This window comes from Janthinobacterium glycogeni (assembly GCF_051380725.1).
Lineage (GTDB): Bacteria > Pseudomonadota > Gammaproteobacteria > Burkholderiales > Burkholderiaceae_D > Janthinobacterium.
Window position 1 is genome coordinate 190121 of sequence record NZ_JBNYXP010000001.1, and the last position, 25451, is coordinate 215571.

Below are 25451 nucleotides of genomic sequence, written 5' to 3' on the forward strand. Positions count from 1 at the left end.
TTCGAATGCAATATGGATAAGATACGCCAGATTGCGAATCGATAGCAACATATTTTTATCACTATTTGTTCGTTTTTGTTCGTTTGTGATTTTTAAAGAGACAAAGCCATGATTTTGAATCCCCGCCAGCGCCGTCTGCTCGAAGTGGTGCGCCAGAAGGTCACCATGTCCGTCGAAGAGCTGGCCCAGCAGCTGGACGTGACGCCGCAAACCGTGCGCCGCGACGTCAAGCAGATGGAAGAAGCGCGCCTGCTGGCCCGCTATCACGGCGGCGTGGGCTTGCCCTCGTCCGTGGAAAACATCGATTACAGCCAGCGGCAAGTGTTCAACAGCGACGCCAAGCGGCGCATCGCCGCCGCCGTCGCCGCGCAGGTGCCGCACGGCTGTTCGTTATTGATCAATATCGGCACGACGACCGAGGAAGTGGCGCGCGCGCTGGGCCGGCACACGGGCTTGCACGTGGTGACGAACAACCTGAACGTGGCCGCCATCCTGGCCGACAACGCCGCCTGCGAAGTCATCGTGGCCGGCGGCGTGGTGCGCGGGCGCGACCGCGGCATCGTCGGCGAAGCCACCATCGACTTCATCCGCCAGTTCAAGGTCGACATCGGCATCATCGGCATTTCCAGCATCGACGAGGACGGCAGCCTGCGCGACTTCGACGCGCGCGAAGTCAAGGTGGCGCAAGCCATCATCGAACAGTCGCGCGAAGTGTGGCTGGTAGCCGACCAGCATAAATTCGGCCGCAAGGCGCTGGTGCGCCTGGCCGACCTGGCGCAAGTCGACATCCTGTTTACGGACGCGCCGCCGCCGCCCCGCTTTGCCGAAGTGCTGCGCGACGCCAGCGTGAAAGTGCATGTCGCCGCCTGACGGCGACGGTGTCCCGGCCGGCTCAGTGCGCGATGGCAAGCTTGCCGAAATGGCGCCCGCCGGCAGCCAGCTGCGCATACGCTTCGGCCGTGTCGCCGAGGCCGAACACGCGGTCGATGACGGGCACGATGCCATGCGCGGCGATGGCCTGAGCCGCCTGCGCCAGGTCGGCCACGGAACCGGTGTTGTTGCCGACGATGCGCAAGGCCTTGACGATGACGGGCAGCAAGTCGATGCTGGCCGCAGTGCCGCCGACAAAACCCACCGTGAAGATCGTGCCGCCCACCGCCGCCGCGTTGAGCGAGCGCGCGATGGTGGCGCCGCCCACCGTTTCGACCACCAGGTCGGCGCCCCGCCCGCCCGTCAGTTTCAGTACTTCCACATCCCAGGCCGGCGTGGCCCGGTAGTTGATCAGGTGATCGGCGCCCAGCTGGCGCGCCCGCTCCAGCTTGTCATCGCTGGACGACGCGAGGATCACCGTGGCGCCCGACGCCTTGGCGAACTGCAAGGCAAACAGGCTGACGCCGCCCGTCCCCAACAGCAACACCACCGATCCGGGGCGCACTTGCGCCGAACGCACGGCATTCCACGCCGTCGTCGCCGCGATGGGCAGCGCCGCGCCCTGGACAAAATCAAGGTGGGCCGGCAAGGCAACCAGGCTGGCGGCGGGGACGGCCACGTATTCGGCCAGCGAGCCTGGCAAGGTGACGCCGCGCATCGCGCCCACGTTGTGCGGCGTGATGGCGCCGCCCTGCCAGTGCGGCATGAAGTGCGGGATGACGCGGTCGCCGACGGCCAGGCCGCTGACGCCCTCGCCCAGCGCCGCCACCTCGCCCGCGCCGTCGGCGACGGGAATCAGCGGAAAGGCCGCGCCGGCAAAGTTGCCGGCCGCAATGGCCACGTCGAGAAAGTTCAGCGTGGCGGCGCGCAGGCGCAGCAGCACCTCGCCCCGGCCGGCCTGCGGCTCGGGCAGCTCGGTCTGGCGAAACGCGGTGAGGGAAGGAGCGGTCAGTTGTATGGCTTTCATGGTCTGTTCTCAGGCAATGTGTCAGGGTGGCCGCGCGCTGGCGGGACAAACAGCAGTGTCATTTAAAATCATTAATAGATAAACTATGGTTTGATTCAATGATTTGACACTCAGGATTGCCAATGGACTTGCTCGACAGCATGAAGGTGTATGTACTGGCCGTGGAAAAAGGCAGCTTGAGCGCCGCCGCGGCGGCCTGCGGGATCTCCGCGACGATGGCCGGCAACCACCTGCGGACGCTGGAAAAGCGCCTGGGCATGCAGTTGCTCCAGCGTACCACCCGGCGCCAGCACCTGACGGCCTTCGGCGAGGATTACTATGCGCGCTGCAGGGAAATCCTCAGGCTGGTGGCCGAAACCGATGTCCAGGCGCAAAACCTGCAACTGGCGCCCGCCGGCAAGCTGCGCATCACGGCGCCCCTCACCTTCGGCGCGGAAGCGCTGATGCCGGCCATGGCCGCGTACCTGGAGCGCTATCCCGACGTGAGTATCGATGTCTCCCTGAGCGACCGCGTGGTCGACCTGGTGGAGGAAGGTTTCGAGGCCGCCATCCGCATCGGCCAGTTGCCCGATTCCTTGCTGATCGCCAGGCCGCTGGCGCCCTACCGGCTGATGATCTGCGCCTCTCCCGACTATCTGGCGCGCAGGGGAACGCCGCGCCACCCGGCCGAGCTGAGCCAGCACGACTGCCTGTCCTTCTCGCCCGCCGCCCTGGCGCATTGGCGCCTGACAGGCGAGGACGGCGTCTGCAGCGTGCCCGTCTCGGGCCGCCTGCAAGTCAACCACGGCCAGGCGCTGCGCGTTGCCGCATTGCATGGCATGGGCATCGTGCTGCAACCGGCCCTCCTGCTGGAAACGGACGTGCGGGCGGGCCGCCTGGTCCAGCTGTTTCCCGCGCACGCGCTGCCCAGCCGCCCCTTGCACGTGGTCTACCTGCCGGACCGTTATCGCTCTCCCAAGTTGCGCAGCTTCGTCGATTTTCTCGTGGAACGGTTCAGCTGATTCGCACCGGCAACACACCTGTGCCATGCGACAGTCATCGCGGTTGAAATATTTATCAATTCGGCAAAATTCATGTTACCATTGATACAACATGAGTTATTTTTTTAATCTTCCTCTCTAGCAATACGATTATTCGCTTGATATTGCTTTTTATATATTTAGAGCAAGAAAAAAGGAAAAACTTTTTACCGCTGAATGATTTCCTGTGCAAACAGTGTTAGAAATACCTCAAGCACGACGATTGTTCCCAAACAAACCACTCGACAGCAAGCGTGAAGGCCTTAACCATGCCGGCAACGCCGCCCAGTGAAGGAAGAGAAATGAGCCATAATTTTGAATCGGCCGCCACGCAAGCCGCCCATCCCGACAGCGTTCCCGTCAGCGAACTGGAAGCCCATCTCGGTTACTGGCTGCGTTTCGTTTCCAACCACGTGTCCCACAGCTTCCAGAAAAAAGCCGAAGCCAATGGCGTGACGGTGTCCGAATGGGTGGTGCTGCGTGAAATGTTCCGCCTGGGCTGCACCTCGCCCACGGTGCTGGCGCAAGTGTCGGGCATGAGCAAGGGCGCCGTATCGAAACTGATCGACCGCCTGGAAAGCAAGGGCATGGTCAGCAAGTCCATTCTGCTGGCCGACCGCCGCCAGCACTCGATCGAACTGACCACGGAAGGCGAGGCGCTGGTGCCCGTGCTGGCCGAGATGGCCGATCAGAACGACGAGGAATTCTTCGGCAAGCTGCCGCGCCAGCTGCGCGACGACCTGCTCGAAGCGATGAAGGAAGTGGCGCGCACGCACCAGCTCAAAAGCGCCCCGCTGAACTAACAGCAGTAACACACGCGACAAGGGTGACGCGGCGGCACGGGTGCTTCGGCTATGATGCTGGCCTGACTGTTTACCAGGAACACGCATGGCCCTGCACATCGAAACTCCCTTGCTCAACTCGCGCGCCCTGAGTCTGCTCAGCGAACGCGCCATCTGGCTCAAGCTTGAAGCCTTGCAGCCGCCCGGCTCCTTCAAGATCCGCGGCATCGGCCTCGCCTGCGAAGAATACGCGCGGCGCGGCGCCAGCCGCTTCATCTCCTCTTCCGGCGGCAATGCCGGCATCGCCGTCGCCTATGCGGGACGCCAGCTCGGCATTCCCGTCATCGTCGTCGTGCCGGAAACGACGAGCGAACGGGCCAGGGCCCTGATCGCCCAGGAAGGCGCCGAAGTCATCGTGCACGGCGCCGCCTGGCAGGAAGCGAACGCGCTGGCCCAATCGATGCTCACGCCGCAAGACGCCTTTCTGCACCCGTTCGACGACCCGCTGCTGTGGCAGGGCCATGCCGGCATGATCGATGAAGTGGCGCGCGCGGGCCTGAAACCGGACGCCGTCGTGCTGTCGGTGGGCGGCGGCGGCCTGCTGGCCGGCGTGGCCGAGGGCTTGCAGCGCAACGGCTGGGATGACGTGGCCATCGTGGCCGTCGAAACGCAAGGCGCCGCCTCGCTGGCGGCGGCCGTGTCCGCGCGCGAACACGTGGCCCTGCCCGCCGTGACCAGCATCGCCACGTCGCTGGCCGCGCGCCAGGTGTGCGCCCAGGCATACACCATCAGTCAGACGCGTTTGCTGCACAGCGTGGTGGTGTCGGACCGCGCCGCCGTCGAGGCCTGCCAGCGCTTTATCGCCGACCAGCGCCTGGTGGTGGAACCGGCCTGCGGCGCGGCGTTGGCGGCCGTCTACGGCAAGGCGCCGGCACTGGCGCCCTACCGCAATGTGCTCGTCATCGTCTGCGGCGGCGTGACGGCCACCACGCAGCAGCTCGACCACTGGAGCGCCACCCTGTAGTCGCTACGGCGCCGCCTCGCGCAGCGCCACGCCGTCGCGGCCCTGCCCCTTGGCCGCATACAGGGCCTGGTCGGCCAGATCCAGCAACTGCGCCGGCGTCAGCGCGCCCTCGCGAAAGATGGCGATGCCGATGCTGGTCGTCACCGGCAGCGGGCCGCCGGCCAACGCAAACGGCTGACGGATGGCCTCGACGATCTTGGCGCCGACCTGGCGCACTTCGGCCGCGCCGTTCACGCCTTCGAGAATGATCACGAATTCATCGCCGGCCAGGCGCGCCACCAGGTCGCTGGCGCGCACGCTGCGCACAAGGCGCGCGGCGAATTCCTTCAGCACCTCGTCGCCCGCCTTGTGTCCCAGGCTGTCGTTGATGGCCTTGAAACGGTCGATATCGAGATACGCCAGCGCCATCGGCGCGCGCGCGGTCCGCGTGCGCTGCATGCTTTGCGCCAGCTGCTCGTCGAAGCGGCGCCGGTTGGCGATGCCCGTCAGGGTATCGGTGGCGGCGGCAAACTGCAGCGCCGTGTGCACGGCCCTGGTCTTGGTGATTTCGTGGATCAGGCCGTACACGCCTTCCACCGCGCCACTCTCGCCCACATCGGGCACGTAGCTGGTCTGGAAGGCGCGCTGGCCAGCGTCTCCGTCGCCGCCGATGGTGAACTCATATTCGACCTCCTCGCCCGAGAAGGCGCGCCGCAGGTACTGCTCGCGCAACTGGTAGGCTTCCTCGCCCAGCACCTCGCGGATCGACTGCATCATGCTTTCCTGCTGCGACCTGCCGAACCATTTTTCAAACGTCGCGTTGATGAACTGGTAGCGGTGCTCGCGGTCGATGTAGACGATCACCACGGGTACGTGGTCCGTCAGCAGTTTCAAACGCCGCTCGCTGTCGCGCGTCTGCGCCTCGGCGATTTCACGCTCGGCCACGAGCGAGTAGAAGTCGCGGCTCAAGTCGCCGATCTCGTCGCGCCGCTCGATTTGCAGCGCCTCGATGCCCAGGCGCTGGCGGCGGATCTGGTGCACCTGGCGGCGCAAGCGCTCCAATGGCTGCAACAGGCGCAGCACCACGCGCCAGCCGGCCAGGCCCGCCAGCGCCGCCAGCAGCACGGCGGCCAGCAATATCTTGCTGCGGATGGCGTGCAGCGGCGCGAACGCGTCGTTCATGGGATACACGGACGCCAATATCCAGCCCGTCGACGCGATGCGGTGGTAGGCGAACAGGGCATCGACGCCATGCGTGGTGGTGCCCGTCAGCCAGCCCTCGAAACCCTGCATGGCGCGCCGCGTGGGCACGCTGAGGGGGCCATGGGCTTCGATATGCTGCATGATGCGCGACTTGTCGGGATGCTCGACGATGATGCCTTCGCCGGTCATGATATACAGGTAGCCGCCCGTGCCCGGCTTGAGCGCGCCGAGGCGGCCCAGGAAATCGGGCTGGCGCAGGTTCACGCTGGCCGCCAGCACATAACGCACGGCGCCCTGCGCGTCGAAGACGGGCTGCGTCACCACGACGATGGGCATGCCGGAAATGCTGCCGTTGAGGGGCGCGGAGATCACCGAGCGCCGGGTCGCCAGCGTCTGTTCAAAGTAAGGGCGGCCCTTCACGTTCAGCCCCGCCTGCGGTTTGAAGGGACCCACGCTGGCCAGCACGGCGCCGTCGATGCCGACCACGCCGGCCGTATAGAATTCCTTGCCCAGCACGGTTTGCGCGGCCAGGAAACGCTGCAGGCTGGCGCCGTCGTGCGCGCCGCTGGCCGCCAGGCTGTCGGCGATGGCGCGCAGCACATTGCGCTTCGCGTCGAGCTCTTCATCGATGAAGACGGCGGCGCTGGACAGCGATACGTACTGCTGGCGCCCCGTCACGTCGCGCATGCCGCGCTCGGCCACGGCCAGGGTGGCCAGCGCCAGCGAGGCCACGGCAGCGAGCACCAGCAGGAAGACGACCACGCTCATGCGCGCCTTCAGGCTGGCGGGCAGGCGCCGGCGCAGCCGATTTCGCCAGTTCATCACTGGCGCTGCTGCAAAAGCCGGCACAGACGCGCGACCGACTCGTCCAGCGCCAGGGCACCCGCATCGAGGGTCAGCGCGGGCGCCAGCGGCGCTTCATAGGGCGCGGAAATGCCTGTGAATTGCGCCAGCCGCCCCGCCCGCGCCTTTTCATACAGGCCCTTGGGGTCGCGCGCCTCGCACACGGCCAGCGGCGTGCTGACGTGGACTTCGATGAAATGCGCCGCGCCGATGATGGCGGCGGCCATGGCCCGGTCTGCGCGGCAGGGGGAGATGAAGGCGGCGATGACGGTCAAGCCCGCCCCGTTCATCAGGCGCGCCACTTCGGCCACGCGGCGGATGTTTTCATGCCGGTCTTCCGGCGTAAAACCCAGGTCGCGGTTCAAGCCATGGCGTAACTGGTCGCCGTCGAGCACCGCCACGGCGCGCCCCTGCGCCTTGAGCTGGCGCGCCAGCGCGTCGGCGATGCTGGACTTGCCGGCGCCGCTCAAGCCCGTCAGCCAGACCGTGTCGTATTGTCCTGCCGTCATCACATTGCCTCTCCCCTTGTAGAGCTGGCAATATAGCAAAGCCGCGCGGGAAAGGACAGATTATCAGGCCGCGCTGCGGGCCTCAAGCAGCAATTGTCGTATCTCCGGCACGCAGGAGCCGCAATTGCCGCCCGCCTTGACGCAGGCCGTCACCTGCGCCGTCGTCGTCAGTTTTTGCTCGGCGATGGCCGCGCAAATGGTGTTGCGCCCCACGCCAAAGCACGAGCACACGGTGGGACCGGCGTCCACGCCCTTGCCGATGGGCTGGCCCAGCAGCACGCCGGCGCGATCAAGCGCATCCATTTGCGCATGCGCAAACAGGCCCGCCAGCCAGCTGCGCGACGGCAGGTCGGGACGGGGCGAGACATACACGCATTGCGCGATGCGTCCTTCGTCCAGGTGCACGGCGCGGTACACGCCGGCGCTGGCATCCGCGTAATCGAGCCAGTCGGCGTTGTCGTCCGTCACGCCGAGCAGCGTGCGCGCCCAGGCGCCCAGGTCGTCGATGCGCTGGCGGCCCGCCAGTTCGTAGCGCAGGAACTGCTCGCCCTGGATGCGCGTCCAGTGCGCCACGCCGTCCAGGTCCAGGGACGTGCGGCTCAGGACAAACGCATGCCAGTGCACGCGGAATTGCTCGATGCGCACGGGCGTGTGCTTGAATTCCGGCTCGCCCGAGACGGGATCGACGACCGGATTGACGACGGCGCCCACGCGCGCGTCGGACGCATTCGCGTCGCTCCAGTGGATGGGCACGAAGACCTGGCCGCGCGCGATGCCGCCGCCATGTACGACGCGCGCCACCATCGCGCCCCAGGCGCTGGAAATGCGCGCCAGTTCGCCCTCGCGCACGCTGTACAGCAGCGCATCCTGCGGGTGGATGTCGATGAACGCTTCGGCGACGTGGCCCGACAGTTTGGCCGCCTTGCCCGTGCGCGTCATCGTATGCCACTGGTCGCGCACCCGGCCCGTGTTCAGGATCAACGGATAGTCCTCGCCGGGCATGTTGTGCGGCGCGCGCGGCGCCGTCGGCACGAAGCGCGCGCGGCCATCCGCATGCGCGAAGCGGCCGTCGCCGAACAGGCGCGCCCGGCCCTGCGGCCACTGCTGCGGCGCCAGGGCGTCGTATTGCGCCGCGTCCAGGCCCGCCAGGTGGCCCAGGTTGAACAGGCGCGCCGTTTCCGCCGCGTTGCGGAAGGCGGACAGGCGCGCGTGTTCGTCGAAGATGGCCTGCGGCGACGCGAAATCGAAGCCGGCATAACCCATGCGCCGCGCCACGTCGCACAGCACGTCCCAGTCGGCGCGCGCTTCGCCCGGCGCCGGCAAAAACGCGCGCTGGCGCGAGATGCGGCGCTCGGAATTGGTCACAGTGCCATCCTTCTCGCCCCAGCCCAGGGCCGGCAGCAGCACGTCGGCATGGACGTTCGTATCCGACCCGGAGCTGATGTCCGACACCACCACCAGCTCGCACTTGGCCAGCGCGCGGCGCACCTGGTCGGCGTCCGGCATGCTGACCAGCGGATTGGTGGCGATGATCCACACGGCTTTGACTTTACCCGCCTCGATCGCGTGGAACAGGTCCACCGCCTTCAAGCCCGGTTTGGCGGCCATGCGGGGAGAGTCCCAGAAGGTTTGTACTGTATCGCGGTGCAGCGGATTGTCCAGTTCAAGGTGCGCCGCCAGCATGTTGGCCAGGCCGCCCACTTCCCGCCCGCCCATGGCGTTCGGCTGGCCCGTGAGCGAAAACGGCCCCATGCCCGGCTGGCCGATGCGCCCTGTCGCCAGGTGGCAGTTGATGATGCTGTTGACCTTGTCCGTGCCGGAGGACGACTGGTTCACGCCCTGCGAAAAGGCCGTGACGACCTTGCGCGTGGCGGCAAACGCCTGGTAAAACGCCAGCAAGGCTTGCGGGTCGACCTTGCAGATGCGCGCCACCTGCAGCGGGTCGCCGCAGTCCGCATGCGCGGCCGCCAGTGCTGCGTCGAGGCCGCGGCTGTGCCGCGTGACGAAATCGCCCGCGATCACGCCCTCCTTCGCCAGGTAGCACAGCAAGCCGTTGAACAGCCACACGTCGGTGCCCGGTTTCACGGGCAGATGCAGATCGGCCAGCTCGCAGGTGGCCGTGCGGCGCGGGTCGATCACCACCAGTTTGACTTCGGGCCGGGTTTCGCGGATGCGGGCGATGCGCTGGAACAGGATCGGGTGGCACCAGGCCGTGTTCGAGCCCACCAGTACGACCATGTCGGCCAGCTCCAGATCTTCATAACAGCCCGGCACGATGTCCTCGCCGAACGCGCGCTTGTGGCCGGCGACGGCCGACGACATGCACAGGCGCGAATTGGTGTCGATGTTCGCGCTGCCCACATAGCCCTTCATGAATTTGTTGGCGATGTAATAGTCTTCCGTCAGCAGCTGGCCCGAGACGTACAAGGCCACGGCGTCGGGGCCGTGTTCATCGATGATGGCGCGCAGGCCGCCGGCCACCCGGTCCAGCGCGGCATCCCAGGAAGCGCGCCGCAGCACGCCATTGGCGCGCACCTGCGGGTAGAGCAGGCGCTGGTCGAGGTCCAGGGTGTCGCCCAGGGCCGAGCCTTTCACGCACAGGCGGCCCAGGTTGGCCGGGTGGCTGGCATCGCCGGCGATGCGGATGGCGCCGTCGGGCAGGCGTGTCGCTTCCACGCCGCAGCCGACGCCGCAATACGGGCAAGTGGTTTTCACGGACGTGCAGCTGGTCATGAAAGTATCCTGTTGGTCGCTGTCAGGCGGCCTGGGCGCACAGCGCCTGGCCAAACAATAAATGGGCGCGCAGCTTGCTGATGTCGCGGCGCTGCTGGATCAGGTCGAAATACCAGGGACCGTCCTGCACGTCGCCATACAGCACGGCGCCGGCCAGGCGGCTGCCCTGCACCACCAGGCGCTTGTAGACGCCGCGCCTCGGATCGCGCAGCACGAGGTCTTCGCTGCCCTCGCCGCCAAGGATGTCGCCGGCCGAATACAGGTCGATGCCCGTCACTTTCAACTTGGTGGCGCTGGCTTGCTGCACATAGCGGCGGTGCCCGGCGCCGGCCAGATGCGCGCCGCACACGCGCGCCTGTTCCCAGATGGGTGCGACCAGGCCGAAGGTGGCGCGGCGGTGCTGCACGCATTCGCCCACCGCGTACACGCGCGGGTCGTAGCTTTGCAGGCAGTCGTCGACGACGATGGCCCGTTCGCAGTGCAGGCCGGCCGCTTGCGCCAGGGCGATGTTGGGGCGCACACCGGCCGTCATCACCACCAGGTCGGCGGGGATCGACGTACCATCGGCAAAGCGGACGCCCTGCACCCGGTCGGTGCCGAGGATTTCCGCCGTTTGCGCCTGCATCAAAAACCGCAGGCCGCGCGCTTCCAGCGCCGATTTCAGCAGCATCGAGGCGGGTGCGTCCAGCTGCTGGTTCATCAGGGCGCCGCTCATGTGCACCACGGTGACGTCCATGCCCTGGCGCTGCAGGCCGTTGGCCGCTTCCAGCCCCAGCAAGCCGCCGCCGATGACCACCGCGTGGCGGTGCTGGCGCGCCGCCCGCAACATGGTGTCGACATCGTCGATATCGCGAAAACCGATCACGCCGGGCAGCGCGTGGCCCGGCACGGGCACGATGAAGGGCGTGGAACCGGTGGCCAGCAGCAGGCGGTCGTAGCGCACTTCGATGCCAGACAGCGCCTGCACGGTGCGTGCCTGGCGGTCGATGCGCACCACGGGGTCGCCCGCGTGCAGGGTGATGCCGTGCTGCGCATACCAGTCGCGCGTGTGCAGCATGATGTCGTCCACCGTCTTTTCGCCGGCCAGCACGGGAGACAGCAGGATGCGGTTGTAATTGCCGTGCGGTTCGGCGCCGAACACGGTGATGTCGTACAGGTCCGGCGCGAGTTTCAACAGTTCCTCGACCGTGCGCATGCCGGCCATGCCGTTGCCGACCACCACCAGCGAGGGACGCGCAGTGGCCCTGACTGGCGGGTTCACAGGGCCACCCACACCATGTCGGCAAACACGCGCGCGGGCCAGGCGGCAACCGAGTGTTCTGGCGCTTCGATGCACTCGCCGCTGGCCAGGTCGAAATGCTGCTTGTAGATCGGCGAGGCGACGACGACGCGCTCGCCGATGCTGCCCACGAGACCCCGCGACAGCACGGAAGCACTGGCGTTCGGGTCGATATTGTCGATGGCGTACACGCGCGGCGATGCGTCGCCGACGCGGAACACGGCCACGTGGCGGCCGCCCAGCAGCGCGCACACGCCCGTGTCGGGCACGATGTCCGTCAAGGGACAGATGGCCACCCAGTTGTCGGCGGTGGCGCCGGAAAGTTCATTCATCGCATTCATGGCTCACGCCTCCACGGCAAGGATGGGGATCACGGTGCCGCGACGTTCATCTGGCGTGGCGGGCCGGATCTGGCCCCGCTCTTCCACGAACACCACGTTTTCATCGTTCTTCTCGCTGTTGACGAAATGGCGGAAACGCTGGCGCACGGCGGGGTTGGAGACGGCTTCCTGCCACTCGCAGGCATAGGTGTCGACCACGTGCTGCATGTCCGCTTCCAGCTCGGCGCCCAAGCCCAGGCTGTCGTCGATGATGATGCGCTTGAGGTAATCGAGCCCGCCTTCCAGGTTGTCGCGCCACACGCTGGTGCGCTGCAGGCGGTCGGCCGTGCGCACGTAAAACATCAGGAAGCGGTCGACATAGCGCACCAGGGTCGCTTCGTCCAGGTCGGACGCCAGCAGTTCCGCGTGGCGCGGCTTCATGCCGCCATTGCCGCACACGTACAGATTCCAGCCCTTTTCCGTGGCGATCAGGCCGACGTCCTTGCCCTGCGCCTCGGCGCATTCGCGCGTGCAGCCGGACACGCCGAACTTGATCTTGTGCGGCGTGCGCAAGCCCTTGTAGCGGTTTTCCAGCGCGATGGCAAAGCCCACGCTGTCAGCCACGCCGTAGCGGCACCAGGTGGAGCCGACGCACGATTTCACCGTGCGCAGGGATTTGCCGTAGGCGTGGCCCGATTCGAAGCCGGCCGCGATCAATTCTTCCCAGATGGCTGGCAACTGGTCGACGCGCGCGCCGAACAGGTCGACCCGCTGGCCGCCCGTGATTTTCGTGTAGAGACCGTATTTTTTCGCCACCATGCCCACGGCGATCAAGCCGTCGGCCGTCACCTCGCCGCCCGGCATGCGCGGCACGACCGAATACGTGCCATCCTTCTGGATATTGCCGAGAAAATAATCGTTACTGTCCTGCAAGCTGGCATGCACGGGCGAGAGCACGAAATCGTTCCAGCACGAGGCGAGGATATTCGCCGCCACGGGCTTGCACACGTCGCAACCGAGACCCTGGCCATGCGCGCCCAGGAGTGCGCCGAAGCTGCGGATCTTGCCCACGCGCACCAGGTGGTGCAGTTCCTGGCGCGAGTACGCAAAGTGTTCGCACACGTGGTTGTTCACCATCAGGCCCTGCTTCTGCATTTCCGCCTTCATGATCTGCGTCACCAGCGGCACGCAGCCGCCGCACGCGGTGCCGGCTTTCGTGCAGGATTTTAGTGCCCCTATGGTCGTGGCGCCCTCCGCGACGGCCGCGCACAGCGCGCCTTTCGACACGTCGTTGCACGAGCAGATTTGCGCCGAGTCGGGCAAGGCGTCCACGCCCAGGCCCGCCTTTTGCTGGCCGTCCGCCTGCGGCAGAATCAGGAATTCGGGCGATGCCGGCAGCTCGATTTTATTGAGCATCATCTGCAGCAAGGTGCCGTATTCGCTGGCGTCGCCCACCATCACGCCGCCCAGCAGGTACTTGCCGCAGTCGGAGACGACGATCTTCTTGTAGATCTGCTTGCGCTCGTCCATGAACTGGTAGGAGCGGCTGCCCGGCGCATTGCCGTGCGGGTCGCCCAGGCTGGCCACGTCCACGCCCATCAGTTTGAGCTTGGTGCTCATGTCGGCGCCCTTGAACGAGGCTTCGCCCGCTTCTCCTTCTTCCTCCTGCAGCACATGGCGCGCCGCGATGCGCGCCATTTCATAGCCGGGCGCCACCAGGCCGAAGACCAGGCCGCCCCACAGCGCGCATTCGCCGATGGCGTAGATGTCCGGGTCGGAGGTGACGCAGCTGTCGTCGATGGCGATGCCGCCGCGTGGCCCCACCTCCAGGCCGCAGGCGCGCGCCAGTTCGTCGCGCGGGCGGATGCCGGCCGAGAAGACGATCATGTCCGCTTCCAGGTGGCTGCCGTCGGCGAACTGCATGCGGTGCGTGGCCGCCTCGCCGTCGACGATGGCCAGCGTATTCTTTTGCGTGTGCACGGTCACACCCAGTTCCTCGATCTTGCGGCGCAGGACGCGCGCGCCGCCCTCGTCGACCTGCACGGCCATCAGGCGCGGCGCGAATTCCACCACGTGGGTGTCGAGTTTCAGGTCGCGCAAGGCTTTCGCGCATTCGAGACCCAGCAAGCCTCCGCCGATCACCACGCCCGTGGTGGACTTGGCGCCCCAGGCCAGCATGGCTTCCAGGTCTTCGATGGTGCGGTAGACGAAACAGCCGTCGCGCTCCTTGCCCGGCAGCGGCGGCACGAACGGCGTCGAGCCGGTGGCGAACACCAGCTTGTCGTAGGCCAGCACTTCGCCCGTGCTGGCCGTGACGGTTTTCGCCGCGCGGTCGACGGACACGGCGCGCGCATTGAGTTTCAGGACGACGTTGCCCTTGTCGAAGAAGCCGGGCGCCACCAGCGACAGGTCCTCGGCCGATTTGCCGCTGAAAAATTCCGACAGGTGCACCCGGTCGTAGGCGGGGCGCGGCTCTTCGCACAGCACGGTGACGTGCAGGTGCGGCGCGTTTTCCAGGGCCAGGCGTTCGAGGAATTTATGCCCGACCATGCCATGGCCAAGGACGACGATGTTCAAGGGGTGGTGCATGGTGTTCTCCTCAGGCCGCAGCCATGTTCGGTTCGGCCGCCAGGCCCGTGAAACGGGCGGCGATGGCGCACAGGGCCGAGATCACCACCAGCGCGCTGAGGATGATCAGGGTCTGGCGGATGTCGCCCGTGCCCTTCATCAGGAAACCGGCCGCCACGGCGCCCACATTGCCGCCCGCGCCGATGATGCCGGCCACGCCGCCCAGGGCACGGCTGTCGATGAAGGGCACCAGCGCGTAGGTGGCGCCGCAAGCCATGTGGGTGAACAGGCCGAAGACCAGCATGGCGATGACGGCGTAGGTGACGCTGTCGACCTTGGCAAACCACAGCAAGCCCACGCCTTCGCCGATCATCAGCATGAACAGCAGGGTCACGCGGCTGTTCAGGTTGCCGCGCAGGGCCAGCTTGTCGGACAGCCAGCCGCCCAAAGCGCGGGCAAACAGGGCCAGCAAGCCGAAGCTGCCGGCGGCCAGGCCGGCCGATTTCAGGGACAGGCCGAAATGGTCGACGTAGTAGACGGCGGCAATGTTATGGATGAAGATTTCGATGCCGAAGCAGGCGCCGTAGGTGACAAACAGCAGCCAGACGCGATAATTGCTGCTGGCGGCCTTGAAGCTGTCCCAGCCCCCCTTCTTGCCACCCTCGATAGGCACGCCAGCGGCGCGCAAGTCCGAGTAATTGCCTTCAGGGCAATCCTGCGTATAACGCCAGTACAGGGCGGCCATCACCAGCATCAGCACGCCCGGCACCAGCAGGGCGATGCGCCAGCCCAGCGATTCGGACACGCCCAGCATCAGCACGGCGCCGAGCAGCAGCGGCATCAGCGCCTGCGCCGCGCCGCCGCCTGCATTGCCCCAGCCGGCGGCGGCCGCATTCGCCGTGCCGACGACGCGCGGGGCGAACATCACGGACGTGTGATATTGCGTGATGACAAAGCTGGCGCCCACGGCGCCGATGCCCAGGCGGAAGAACAGAAAGCTTTCATAGCTTTGCGATGCGGCCACGCCCAGCACGGGAATGGCGCCCAGGAGCAGCAAGCCCGTGTAGGTCTTGCGCGGGCCGTAGCGGTCGCACAAGGGTCCGACGATCAGGCGCACGAGGATGGTGATGGCGACGGCCGCGATATTGATGTTGGCAACTTGCGCCAGGGACAGGCCGAACTCGCCCTTGATGACGGGCATCAGCGGTGCGCAGGCGAACCAGGCGAAGAAACACACGAAAAATGCCATCCACGTCAGGTGGAATGCCCGCATGGGCGGCGTGGCGAGGGAGAAGAGCGCGATGCGCGTAGCTTTTTGGCTGGCCATGATGGTTTCCCGAAGTATCCCGAAAATAACAAAGATGCAAACAAAAACGGCGCCCGCCCCCGCCGATGAAAAAAATCAGCCAGAGCGGACGCCGTTGTCCAGGTGGTCCGTCGTTGGACCGTTGTGCGTTTATTCAGGGGATCGCCGTTGATCCGTACCTTCTGTCTAGCAAGCGCCGTGCCAGGCACGTCCCAGGGGGCCGCCTGCCGATTTGGACGGACTTTGCGCCAGGTCATGGCACCTGGCGGTGCAGGCACGCCTCTTCTTGGTGCGCAAAGGAACTCAAAAGTGCAATGTTTGTCTAATTGATATTGAGTTCATGAAGCGGAGGCCGGCATGTTCTGGCAACTGCGGCAATGGCAGCCACGGCGCGGCTTGGCGCGCGCGCTGGCATGCGTTTGCGTGGGTGCGCTCTTGATCGCCTGGAGTAACACTGCCGCAGCGCAAGATGGTTCTGCCGAACCCAGGGAGCACAGCGAACTGGACGCCACGGTATTCGCGCCCTTCCACGCGGCGCGCGGCGAGCGGGTCACGCAGGCGCGCGCATTTGTCGTGCGGCTCAGCTATCCGGACGAAGGCCGCGCCCATGCCGTGCGCTGGACCTTGACCTTGTCCGGTCCCGGCCCGCAGGGCGCCGTGCTGCGGCGCTGGTCGGGCACGCAACAGGTGGGCGCCGGCGGCACAAGCGTCAGCTTGCCCTGGGATGGCCGCGCCGACGCCGATGCGCGCGAACGGCGCATGCTGGCGCCGGACGGCTTGTACCAACTGCGCCTGCTGGCCGTGGCCGATGCGGGCACGCCGCAAGAGGCACAAGTGGAGCAGCAATGGCAAATCCAGGTGCAGCGGGGCGCCAGCACGGCGCCCAGGGTGCCCTCCTTCCAGGCCGGCCTGCGACACCTGTCCAGCCTGGATGACCAGGTGGACTACCGCATCGTCTACGCCAACCTGCACAGCCAGACGCGCCACAGCGACGGCGGCGCGGCGCTAGACGCCTGCCATGGAGCGCAGGAGCCGCAAACGGCGCCGTTCGGCCCCATCGATGCCTATAAGTATGCGCAGGATCACGGCCTGGACGCCTTGCTGACGTCCGAGCACAACCATATGTATGACGGCTCGGACGGCACCAACCCCGCAGCCACTCCTGCCGAAGCCAAGGCCCTGTACCAGACGGGGCTGGCCAAAGCGGCCGCCTACACGGCAGCCCACCCCGGTTTCCTGGCCCTGTACGGCATGGAATGGGGCGTCATCAACAAGGGTGGCCATCTGAACATATTCAATAGCGACCAATTGCTGGGCTGGGAAAAGAATGCCCAGGGCGAATTGCTGGCCGACGTGGAAACGCCGAAAAGCGACTACGCCGCCCTGTATGCGCTGATGCGCGAACGGGGCTGGATCGGCCAGTTCAACCACCCTGCCTATGCGGGCCAGTTTCTCGTCGATGGCCAGCCCCTGGGCTACACGCCGGACGGCGACGCGGCCATGGTGCTGTGCGAGGTGATGAACACGTCCGCCTTCTCCACCAACGTCCAGGAAACGGAAACGCGGCGCAGCAATTACGAGGCGGCCTGCAACCGCGCCCTCGCGGCCGGCTACCATGTGGCCTTCAGCAGCAACCAGGACAACCACTGCGCCAACTGGGGCGCCGCCTTCAGCAACCGCACGGCCGTGCTGGTGGCCAGCCCGGCCGCCGGCATGCCCGTGTCACGCGACAGCTTCCTCGACGCGCTGCGCGCGCGCCGTGTGTTTGCCACCATGGACAAGCACGCGCAGCTGCTGTTCACGGCCAATGGCAAGCTGATGGGCGAGCGTTTCGACAACCACGGGCCGTTGCAACTATCCGCCAGTTTCAGCAACAGCGCGGGCCGGCAAGCTGCCGCCGTCGCCATCTTCCACGGCGTACCGGGCGGCAACGGCTCCGTCACGCAAGTATCGAACCAGGCCGAGCTCATGGTCACGCCCGCGCCCGGCCCCCATTTCTACTATGTGCGCCTGACGCAGGACGACGGCAACATCGTCTGGTCGGCGCCCGTGTGGGTCAATCAGCTGCCGTGAACGCCGCGGATCAGGGCACGGATTGGTACACCGAGTGCCGCAGATTCTACGGCCCCGCTCTTTTCCAGCAAACAATATTGGAAAAGTAACTATTTTTTCAGGTAGCCGTCCATAGACACTGGTTCCTCGCAGCAATCCATGGCACCATGGCTGCGCCGTTTTGCCTGCAACGCGGCCTCCATCGGACCAACCAGGAACCTTACATGTCGTCATATCGCATTCTCGCCGGCAGCATGCTGCTCGGCCTGGCCGCAGCGGGCCTCGCCCATGCGCAAGCCCCCGCCCCTGCCGCCGCCACCACCGATCCCCACCTGTGGCTGGAAGAAGTCCTCGGCGACAAGCCGTTGGCCTGGGTCAAGCAGCACAATGCCGTCACCACCAAAGAGCTGGAAGCCCAGCCTGGCTTCCAGGCCCTGCAGGCGCGCCTGAAAACCATCCTCAACTCGAAGGAGCGCATTCCCTACGTCAGCAAGGAAGGCGAGTTTTACTACAATTTCTGGCGCGATGCCCAGCACGTGCGCGGCATCTGGCGCCGCACCACCCTGGCGCAGTACCAGCTGGCCGAACCCGCGTGGGAAACCGTGATCGACCTCGACCAGCTGGCCGCCGGCGAGAACGAAAACTGGGTCTGGGGCGGCGCCTCCTGCCTGTATCCGAAGGGCGAACGCTGCCTCATTTCCCTGTCGCGCGGCGGCGGCGACGCCAAGGTGGTGCGCGAATACGACGTGACCAAGCGCGCCTTCGTCGACGGCGGCTTCACCCTGCCCGAAGCGAAGGGCAGCGCCAGCTGGATCGACCAGGACACGCTGTTCGTGTCCACCGATTTCGGCCCCGGCTCGATGACCAGCTCGGGCTACCCGCGCATCATCAAACAGTGGCAGCGCGGCACGCCGCTGGCGCAGGCGCACACCTTGTATGAGGCCAAACCCGACGACCTGAGCGCGGGCGCCTACAAGGACTTCACGCCCGGCCATGAACACCAGTTCATCGAGCGGCAAATCGATTTCTACAGCGGCGAAATGTTCCTGCGCGATGGCGCCGAGTTGAAAAAAGTGCCGAAGCCGGACGACGCGACGGCCTTCACCGTGCGCGACCAATTGATCCTCACCCTGCGCTCGGACTGGAAAGTGAACGGCAAGACCTATCTGCAAGGCTCGTTGCTGGCGTCCGACTTCAAGGCCTTCATGCAGGGCAAGCAGGAGCTGGAAGTGCTGTACGCGCCCACGGCCACCTCGTCGCTGGACAATGTCACGGCGACGAAATCGGCCATCCTCGTCACCACCCTGGACAAGGTCAAGAACCGCCTGACGGAACTGCGCCACGTGAACGGCAAGTGGCAGCGCCGCGCCGTTGACGCGCCGAAGCTGGGCACCCTGGCCGTCAGCGCGCTCGACCCCGTCGACTCGGACCAGTATTTCCTGACGGTGACCGACTTCCTCAATCCGACCACCCTGTACCTGGCCACGGCGCAGAGCGACAAGCGGACAAAAATCAAGTCGCTGCCCGCCTACTACGATGCCACGCCGTACAAGGTGGAGCAGTTCGAATCGACGTCGAAGGATGGCACCAGGGTGCCGTATTTCGCCATCATGGGCAAGAAGACGAAGTTTGACGGCAGCAACCCCACCGTGCTGTATGGCTATGGCGGCTTTGAAGTGTCGCTCAAACCGAGCTACAGCGGCACCACGGGCGTGGCCTGGCTGGAAAAGGGCGGCGTGTATGTGCTGGCGAATATCCGCGGCGGCGGCGAATTCGGCCCCCGCTGGCACCAGGCGGCCTTGAAGGAAAACCGCCAGCGCGCATATGACGATTTCATCTCCGTGGCGCAGGACCTGATCAAGCGCAAGGTCACCAGTCCGCGCCACCTGGGCATCATGGGCGGCAGCAATGGCGGCCTGCTGACAGGCGCCGTGCTGGTGCAGCGTCCCGACCTGTTCAACGCCGTCGTCAGCCAGGTGCCGCTGCTCGACATGCGCCGCTATAACAAGATGCTGGCGGGCGCTTCGTGGATGGGAGAGTACGGCGATCCGGACGTGCCGGAACAATGGGCGTACATCAGCAAGTATTCGCCGTACCAGAACGTCTTCAAGGACAAGAAATATCCGCGCGTGCTGTTTACCACCTCGACGCGCGACGACCGGGTCCACCCCGGCCATGCGCGCAAGATGGTGGCGAAGATGGAAGAGCAAGGCCACGACGTGCTGTACTGGGAAAACACGGAAGGCGGCCACGCGGGCGCGGCCAACAACGACCAGCAGGCGCTGATGTGGGCGCTGACCTACACCTTCCTGCTGGAGCAGCTGAAGTAATGTGGTGGTGTCGGATTACGCGCTCACGCGCTAATCCGACCTACCGGGCTGTCGGTAGACGTAGGTCGGCGTAGGTCGGCTTAGCCCAACGGGCGTAAGCCGACAACATCGTTGAAGCGGGCCGCACGCATTGCCTACTTCGCCTGCGCGCTGGGGCGTTCGGCGATGCGGTCGCGGTAGGCCTGCAGATGCTGCAAGCCTTCCGCGCCGGGACGGTACTTCATCAGGCCGCGCGCAAATTCCAGCGCGCAAAAGGCCGTGATGTCGGCAATCGTAAAGCGCTCGCCGGCGATGTAGGGCTGGCGGGACAGCACCTGGTCCAGCCATTGCGCCGTCTCGCGCAGCTTGCCCGCCTGCGCCGCGGCGAAATCGGGAAACTGCGGGTTTTCCAGCGCCACCAGGGCCGGATGGCCGTGACGCACCCAGTTGGCGGCGGCGCTGAACAAATGCAGTTCCACGCGGCGGTCGGCCATCTCGATGAAGGCGCGCTCCTCGAAACCTTCGCCCATCAGGTTCGGCTGCGGCTGCAAGCCTTCCAGGTAGGTGCAGATGGCGCGCGTCTCGGTCAGCACGCGCCCGTCGTCCAGCTCCAGCACGGGCACGCGGCCCAGCGGGTTTTTCGCCAGGAAGGCGGGGTCGCGGTGATGGCCCGCCATCAGGTCGAGCGCCACTTCTTCGATGCCGGTGATGCCCTTCTCGGCAATGAACATGGTGACGCGGCGCGGATTGGGCGTGCGGGGGCTGATAGTCAGTTTCATGTGCAGGTCTCGTCTCGTTATGGTGGTGGCCAATCAGGCGCGGCACCAGCCTGTGGCAATGTAGTCAGACGCCCATCATACCAGCGCACAGTGATGGTGCGGCGCCCCTGGCGCGTTGACTTTGCCCGCGTTTCGCCTTAGATTGCTGTACGGGAACGCTGGCCGCCAGTTCCAGCGATGTCCCCCACACGTCATCAACGCCCGCAGCCTATCCGGCTGGCGGGCGTTTTATCCATGAACCAAGGGCATACCATGCATCGCACACCGACTCCGCGCTTCCGGCGCAGCCAACTGGCCGCCGCCGTCCTGGCACTGGCTTCCATCACCGCAGCCCATGCGGGCAACGCCGCTCCCGCCGCCAGGTACGTCTCGGCCAGCCATGCACCCGGCACCACCACGCAGCTGCCGCGCGGCGTCACGCCTCTGCACTACATCGTGTCGATCACGCCGGACGCCGCGGCCGCCACTTTCAAGGGCGAGGCCGCCATCAAGGTGGCGGTCGATGCACCGACCGCCAGCATCACCTTCAATGCCCTGAACCTGGCGTTTGCCGCCGCCGCCATCGAAGGCGCGGGCGGCAGCAAGCAGGTGACGCGCAAGATCGACTTCGACGCGGACAAACAGACAGCCACCGTGCATTTCGCCGAGCCCGTGGCCAAGGGCGAGTACCTGCTGCGCATCGATTACAGCGGCAAGATCGGCACGCAGGCCGCGGGCCTGTTCTCACTCGACTACGACACCCCCGAAGGCCGCCAGCGCGCCCTGTACACGCAGTTCGAAAACTCGGATGCGCGCAGCATGCTGCCGTCGTGGGATGAACCGGACTACAAGGCCACCTTCGCCCTGGACGTGGTCGTCCCGAGCAAGCAGATGGCCGTCGGCAACATGCCCATCGTCCGCAGCGAAGAGCTGGGCAATGGCAAGAAGCACGTGTATTTCGCCACCACGCCGCGCATGTCGACCTACCTGCTGTTCTTCGGCCTGGGCGACTTCGAACGGGCGACAAAGATGGCCGACGGCACGGAGATCGGCGTCATCACGAAGAAGGGCGCGCTGGCGCAAAGCCGCTTCGCGCTCGACGAGTCGGCCGCCCTGCTGCGCGAATACAACGATTATTTCGGCGTGCGCTATCCGCTGCCCAAGCTCGACAACATCGCCGCGCCGGGCCGCAGCCAGTTCTTCGGCGCCATGGAAAACTGGGGCGCCGTCTTCACCTTCGAATACGGCCTGCTGCTCGACCCGGCCATCTCGACCCAGGCCGACAAGGAAAACATCTACACCACCCTGTCGCATGAAATGGCGCACCAGTGGTTCGGCGACCTGGTCACCATGCGCTGGTGGGACGACCTGTGGCTCAACGAAGGCTTTGCGTCGTGGATGGAAAGCCGCACCACGGAGCGTCTGCACCCCGAGTGGAACACGGCCCTGTCCAGCGTGAGCGGGCGCGAGTCGGCCATGAGCCAGGACGCGCTGCGCACCACGCATCCGGTGGTGCAGCGCATCGCCACCGTGGAACAGGCCAGCCAGGCGTTCGACGGCATCACCTATCAAAAGGGCGAGGCGGTGATCCGCATGCTCGAAGCGTATGTCGGTGCCGACACGTGGCGCACGGCCGTGCGCAGCTACATGCGCAAGCATGCGTATGGCAATACGGTGTCCGACGACCTGTGGCGCGAAGTCGATGCGGCCGCCGGCAAGCCTGTCAGCGCCATCGCCCATGATTTCACCCTGCAGCCGGGCGTGCCGATGATCACGGTGAACGACGCCGTGTGCAGGAACGGCAATACGCGCGTGCGCCTGACGCAGACGGAATTTTCCAAGGACCAGCCGAATAAAAGACCGCTGTCGTGGAAAGTGCCGGTGATCGCCTCGACGGTCGGCAACGGCAAGCTGGCCACGGTGCTGGTCAGGAATGGCAAAGCGACATTCAACGTGCCCGGCTGCGGCGCCCTGCTGGTGAACGCGGGCCAGAGCGGCTACTACCGCACCGTGTACGCGCCCGCCAACACGCGCGCGCTGGCGCGCAGCTTCGCGCGCCTGGCGCCGATCGACCAATTGGGCTTGCTGGCGGACAGCCAGTCGCTGGGCCTGGCGGGTGCGCAAAACCTGGCCGATTTCCTGGAACTGGTGAAAGCGACGCCGCTGTCGGCCGATCCGCAGGTGCTGGGCAAGGTGGCCGCCTCCCTGGGCAGCCTGTACGAACAGTACGCCGGCGATGCCGTGCGCCAGCAGGCCTTCGGCCGCTTTGCCGTGGCGCGCCTGGCGCCGATGATGGCGCAGACGGGCTGGGAAGCGCGCGCGGGCGAAGCATCGAGCGTGGCGACCCTGCGCGGACAGCTGATCGCCATCCTTGGCGACATGGGCGAGCCGGGCGTGATCGCCGAGGCGCGCCGCCGCTACGCGGCCAGCGAGCAGGCCGGTGAGCGGGCCGCCATGCCCGCGCCGCTGCGCCGCACCATCCTGGGCGTGGTGGCGCAGCATGCGGACGCCGCCACGTGGGAGCAGCTGCACGCCCGGGCGCAGCAGGAAAAGACGCCGCTGGTCAAGAACCAGCTGTACGACTTGCTGGCCTCGAGCGACGATCCCGCCCTGGCGCGGCGCGCATTGGCGCTGGCGCTGACGGATGAACCGGGCGTGACCAACAGCCCGGCCATGATCTCGCGCGTATCGCGCACGCATCCGGAACTGGCCTTCGACTTCGCGCTGGCGCACCTGGAGCAAGTCAATGCGCGCATCGACGCCAGTTCGCGCAGCCGCTACTTCCCGCGCCTGGCCGCCGGCTCGGCACAGCCGGACATGGTCGCCAAGCTGGAAGCGTACGCGCAGGCGCACCTGCCGGCCGGCGCGCGCGGCGACGCCGACAGTTCCGTGGCCGGCATCAAGTACCGCATCAAGCTGCGCGCCGAACGGCTGCCGGCCGTCGATGCGTGGCTGGCGAAACAGGCGGGCTAAGTGCTTTCCCGGCGCCGCGGCGCCGGGAACCGACGAAAACGCAGACAAAAAAAACCGGCTTCGCAAAGTGCGGTAGCCGGTTGAAACGCTGTTTCAGAGCGCAGGGATAAAACGGGAAAACATGAAAAACACATGAAAAAGTGGAAATCGTGCCGGTCATTGAGGTGTCCGGCAACCTTGCGCCCGGGGTCTCCGTGCGCCATGTATCCACTATGCCAGTCCTTCGCTCTGGCAGGCTTAGGACTTCATTAAAGCCCCCGCCCGATTCCTGCATTTCCCCTGCCCTGCAATCATTACTATAAAACAAGTTTTACGTGTCTGGTGCCGATGGTTGAGCTCACCGGCTAAGCTGTTGAGTCATGCCTGCATCCTATCGCTCCCGGAGCGTAGTGATGTGCGCAATGCATGCTGTGTGCCAACGAAAGCATCATAGCAGCGGCATATGACCGCCATATGACGTAGCTCTAACATTGCGCGCGCGCCGCCGCGCGGATCACGTACTATTCTCCCATCGCCCTTGTCCCGTCTACCCATGCCCACCCAGAACCACCGCCTGCCGTCAGCCATCCGCACCACGTTTCTGCTTGCCTGCGCCTTGCTGGCATCGTGCACGCCCTTGCCGCCCGCGCCGGCTCCCGCGCTGGCCGTTCCTGCCGCCCCTGCCGCCTTGCCCGCGCCCGCATGGCAGCGGCAAGGCGTGCAGCTGCTGCACATCGCGCCCGAAGAATCGCTGCTGACCATCACCGTACGGCGCGGCGGCGCACTGGCGCGGCTCGGGCATGACCACGTGGTGGCCAGCCATACCCTGCAGGGCGTCGTGGCGCCCGCGCTGGGGCGCGCGCAGTTGCGCTTCCGGCTCGACGAGATGCGTGTGGATGAGGAAAGCCTGCGCCAGGCGGCCGGCTTGACGACGACGCCGTCGGCCGACGCCATCGCCGGCACGCGCCACAACATGCTGGTGCGCGTGCTCGAGGCGGAACGCTATCCTTGGGTCAGCATCGAGGCGCGCCGCACGGGCGACAAGCAAGTGTTTGATGCGGACATCACCCTGCATGGCGTGACGCGCACGGTGCAGCTGCCGGTGCGCGTCGAGCAAGCGGCCGATGGACGCCGCCTGCAGGCCAGCGGCAGCCTGTTGCTGAAGCAGAGCGACTTCGGCATCGTGCCGTTCGCCGTTCTGGGCGGCGCCATGGCCGTGCAGGACCAGATGGAACTGGCGTTCCGCATCACCGCCCGGCAAGAGGTCAGCGCGCCAGGATCAGGCGCAAGCCCAGGCCGATGAAGATGGTGCCGGCCACCCGGTCCAGCCACAGGCCGGCGCGCGGACGGCGGTTGAGCCACAGGCCGACGGCGCCGGAGAAATAGCCGAGCAGGCCGAACAGCACGCAAGCCTGTGCCGTGAAGACCAGACCCAGCTGTGCCGTCTGCCAGCTGGCATTGCCGTGACCCGCGACGATGAACTGCGGCAGGAACGAGAGGAAAAACAGCACGACTTTCGGATTGATACTGTTGGCAAACAGTCCCTTGCCGAACAGGCGCAGCAAGGACTCGTCGGGCAAGGCGGCCGCGCCATCGACTCTGGCGCCGCCACGGCTGCGCAAGGCGCCGATGCCCAGCCATACGAGGTACAGACCGCCGGCCACTTTCAGCGTCGTAAAGGCCGTGGGCGACGCGGCCAGCAGGGCCGACACGCCGATGGTCGCCAGCACGGTGTGCGTGAGGCAGCCAAGGGCGCAGCCCAGGCCGAAGGCCATGCCCTGACGGCGCCCGCGCGACATGCCCACGCCCAGCACCATCAGGTTGTCAGGGCCGGGGCTGGCGGTGATCAAGACGGCGGCGGCCAGGAAGGCCAGGAACTGGTCGGGACTGAGCATGAATATCTCGCGGGCAAAAGCGC

The 25451-nt window shown here is 66.1% G+C and carries 18 protein-coding genes; 8 read left to right on the forward strand and 10 right to left on the reverse strand.

Going from position 1 to position 25451, the window contains the following annotated elements; genetic code table 11:
- Positions 1 to 108: 108 nt before the first annotated feature.
- Complete coding sequence (locus ACQ4W4_RS00905; RefSeq protein ID WP_436540411.1) at positions 109 to 870, forward strand: DeoR/GlpR family DNA-binding transcription regulator; 762 nt, start codon at positions 109 to 111, stop codon at positions 868 to 870.
- Between the two features lie 22 nt (positions 871 to 892).
- On the opposite strand, the gene ACQ4W4_RS00910 is transcribed toward ACQ4W4_RS00905, so the two are convergent.
- Positions 893 to 1897 (reverse strand): zinc-dependent alcohol dehydrogenase family protein, encoded by a 1005-nt coding sequence (locus tag ACQ4W4_RS00910; RefSeq protein ID WP_436540412.1) that lies wholly within the window; start codon positions 1895 to 1897, stop codon positions 893 to 895.
- Positions 1898 to 2019: 122 nt separating this feature from the next.
- On the opposite strand from ACQ4W4_RS00910, the gene ACQ4W4_RS00915 reads away from it, so the two are divergent.
- From ACQ4W4_RS00915 to ACQ4W4_RS00925, 3 genes are all read left to right on the forward strand, one after another.
- Positions 2020 to 2898, forward strand: a complete 879-nt coding sequence (locus tag ACQ4W4_RS00915; RefSeq protein ID WP_436540413.1) for a LysR family transcriptional regulator — start codon at positions 2020 to 2022, stop codon at positions 2896 to 2898.
- Positions 2899 to 3218: 320 nt separating this feature from the next.
- On the forward strand, positions 3219 to 3719 hold the full coding sequence (locus ACQ4W4_RS00920) for a MarR family winged helix-turn-helix transcriptional regulator (RefSeq protein WP_436540414.1): 501 nt from the start codon (positions 3219 to 3221) through the stop codon (positions 3717 to 3719).
- An 85-nt stretch (positions 3720 to 3804) separates the two neighbouring features.
- Positions 3805 to 4722: a pyridoxal-phosphate dependent enzyme gene (locus tag ACQ4W4_RS00925; RefSeq protein WP_436540415.1), complete on the forward strand. Its 918-nt coding sequence runs from the start codon at positions 3805 to 3807 to the stop codon at positions 4720 to 4722.
- Between the two features lie 3 nt (positions 4723 to 4725).
- Here ACQ4W4_RS00925 and ACQ4W4_RS00930 read toward each other — a convergent pair whose 3' ends face one another.
- The 7 genes from ACQ4W4_RS00930 to ACQ4W4_RS00960 all read right to left on the reverse strand — a co-directional run bounded on the left by ACQ4W4_RS00930 (position 4726) and on the right by ACQ4W4_RS00960 (position 15483).
- Entirely contained in the window at positions 4726 to 6726 is a 2001-nt protein-coding gene (locus tag ACQ4W4_RS00930; RefSeq protein ID WP_436540416.1) for a diguanylate cyclase domain-containing protein, read from the reverse strand.
- Positions 6726 to 7256 carry an adenylyl-sulfate kinase gene (gene cysC, locus ACQ4W4_RS00935; RefSeq protein WP_436540417.1) on the reverse strand — a complete coding sequence of 177 codons (531 nt, stop codon included), beginning with the start codon at positions 7254 to 7256 and terminating at the stop codon, positions 6726 to 6728. The genes ACQ4W4_RS00930 and cysC overlap by 1 nt, the downstream gene beginning before the upstream one ends.
- A 63-nt stretch (positions 7257 to 7319) precedes the next feature.
- Positions 7320 to 9989, reverse strand: coding sequence for a molybdopterin-dependent oxidoreductase (locus ACQ4W4_RS00940; protein ID WP_436540418.1), 2670 nt, complete (start codon positions 9987 to 9989; stop codon positions 7320 to 7322).
- Between the two features lie 22 nt (positions 9990 to 10011).
- Positions 10012 to 11250 (reverse strand): NAD(P)/FAD-dependent oxidoreductase, encoded by a 1239-nt coding sequence (locus ACQ4W4_RS00945; RefSeq protein WP_436540419.1) that lies wholly within the window; start codon positions 11248 to 11250, stop codon positions 10012 to 10014.
- Positions 11247 to 11600, reverse strand: a complete 354-nt coding sequence (nirD, locus tag ACQ4W4_RS00950) for a nitrite reductase small subunit NirD (protein WP_436541106.1) — start codon at positions 11598 to 11600, stop codon at positions 11247 to 11249. Before nirD ends, ACQ4W4_RS00945 begins: the two co-directional genes overlap by 4 nt.
- A 12-nt stretch (positions 11601 to 11612) precedes the next feature.
- Positions 11613 to 14177, reverse strand: a complete 2565-nt coding sequence (gene nirB, locus ACQ4W4_RS00955) for a nitrite reductase large subunit NirB (RefSeq protein ID WP_436540420.1) — start codon at positions 14175 to 14177, stop codon at positions 11613 to 11615.
- A 10-nt stretch (positions 14178 to 14187) separates the two neighbouring features.
- The gene (locus tag ACQ4W4_RS00960; protein ID WP_436540421.1) at positions 14188 to 15483 is read right to left on the reverse strand and encodes an MFS transporter; all 1296 of its coding nucleotides are present in this window, start codon (positions 15481 to 15483) and stop codon (positions 14188 to 14190) included.
- 336 nt (positions 15484 to 15819) lie between these two features.
- Between ACQ4W4_RS00960 and ACQ4W4_RS00965 the strand changes: the two genes are divergently transcribed.
- Together ACQ4W4_RS00965 and ACQ4W4_RS00970 are read left to right on the forward strand one after the other, a co-directional pair.
- Positions 15820 to 17535, forward strand: a complete 1716-nt coding sequence (locus ACQ4W4_RS00965) for a CehA/McbA family metallohydrolase (protein ID WP_436540422.1) — start codon at positions 15820 to 15822, stop codon at positions 17533 to 17535.
- A 203-nt stretch (positions 17536 to 17738) separates the two neighbouring features.
- Positions 17739 to 19844, forward strand: a complete 2106-nt coding sequence (locus ACQ4W4_RS00970; RefSeq protein ID WP_436540423.1) for a prolyl oligopeptidase family serine peptidase — start codon at positions 17739 to 17741, stop codon at positions 19842 to 19844.
- 134 nt (positions 19845 to 19978) lie between these two features.
- On the opposite strand, the gene ACQ4W4_RS00975 is transcribed toward ACQ4W4_RS00970, so the two are convergent.
- A complete protein-coding gene (locus tag ACQ4W4_RS00975) occupies positions 19979 to 20602 on the reverse strand; it encodes a glutathione S-transferase family protein (RefSeq protein WP_436540424.1) in 624 nt (207 codons plus the stop codon).
- Positions 20603 to 20854: 252 nt separating this feature from the next.
- Here ACQ4W4_RS00975 and ACQ4W4_RS00980 point away from each other — a divergent pair, with 252 nt between their 5' ends.
- Together ACQ4W4_RS00980 and ACQ4W4_RS00985 are read left to right on the forward strand one after the other, a co-directional pair.
- Positions 20855 to 23554, forward strand: coding sequence for a M1 family metallopeptidase (locus tag ACQ4W4_RS00980; RefSeq protein WP_436540425.1), 2700 nt, complete (start codon positions 20855 to 20857; stop codon positions 23552 to 23554).
- A 532-nt stretch (positions 23555 to 24086) separates the two neighbouring features.
- Positions 24087 to 24836 carry a YceI family protein gene (locus ACQ4W4_RS00985; RefSeq protein WP_436540426.1) on the forward strand — a complete coding sequence of 250 codons (750 nt, stop codon included), beginning with the start codon at positions 24087 to 24089 and terminating at the stop codon, positions 24834 to 24836.
- On the opposite strand, the gene ACQ4W4_RS00990 is transcribed toward ACQ4W4_RS00985, so the two are convergent.
- Positions 24799 to 25428, reverse strand: a complete 630-nt coding sequence (locus ACQ4W4_RS00990) for a LysE family translocator (RefSeq protein WP_436540427.1) — start codon at positions 25426 to 25428, stop codon at positions 24799 to 24801. The genes ACQ4W4_RS00985 and ACQ4W4_RS00990 overlap by 38 nt on opposite strands.
- Between the last annotated feature and the right edge of the window lie 23 nt (positions 25429 to 25451).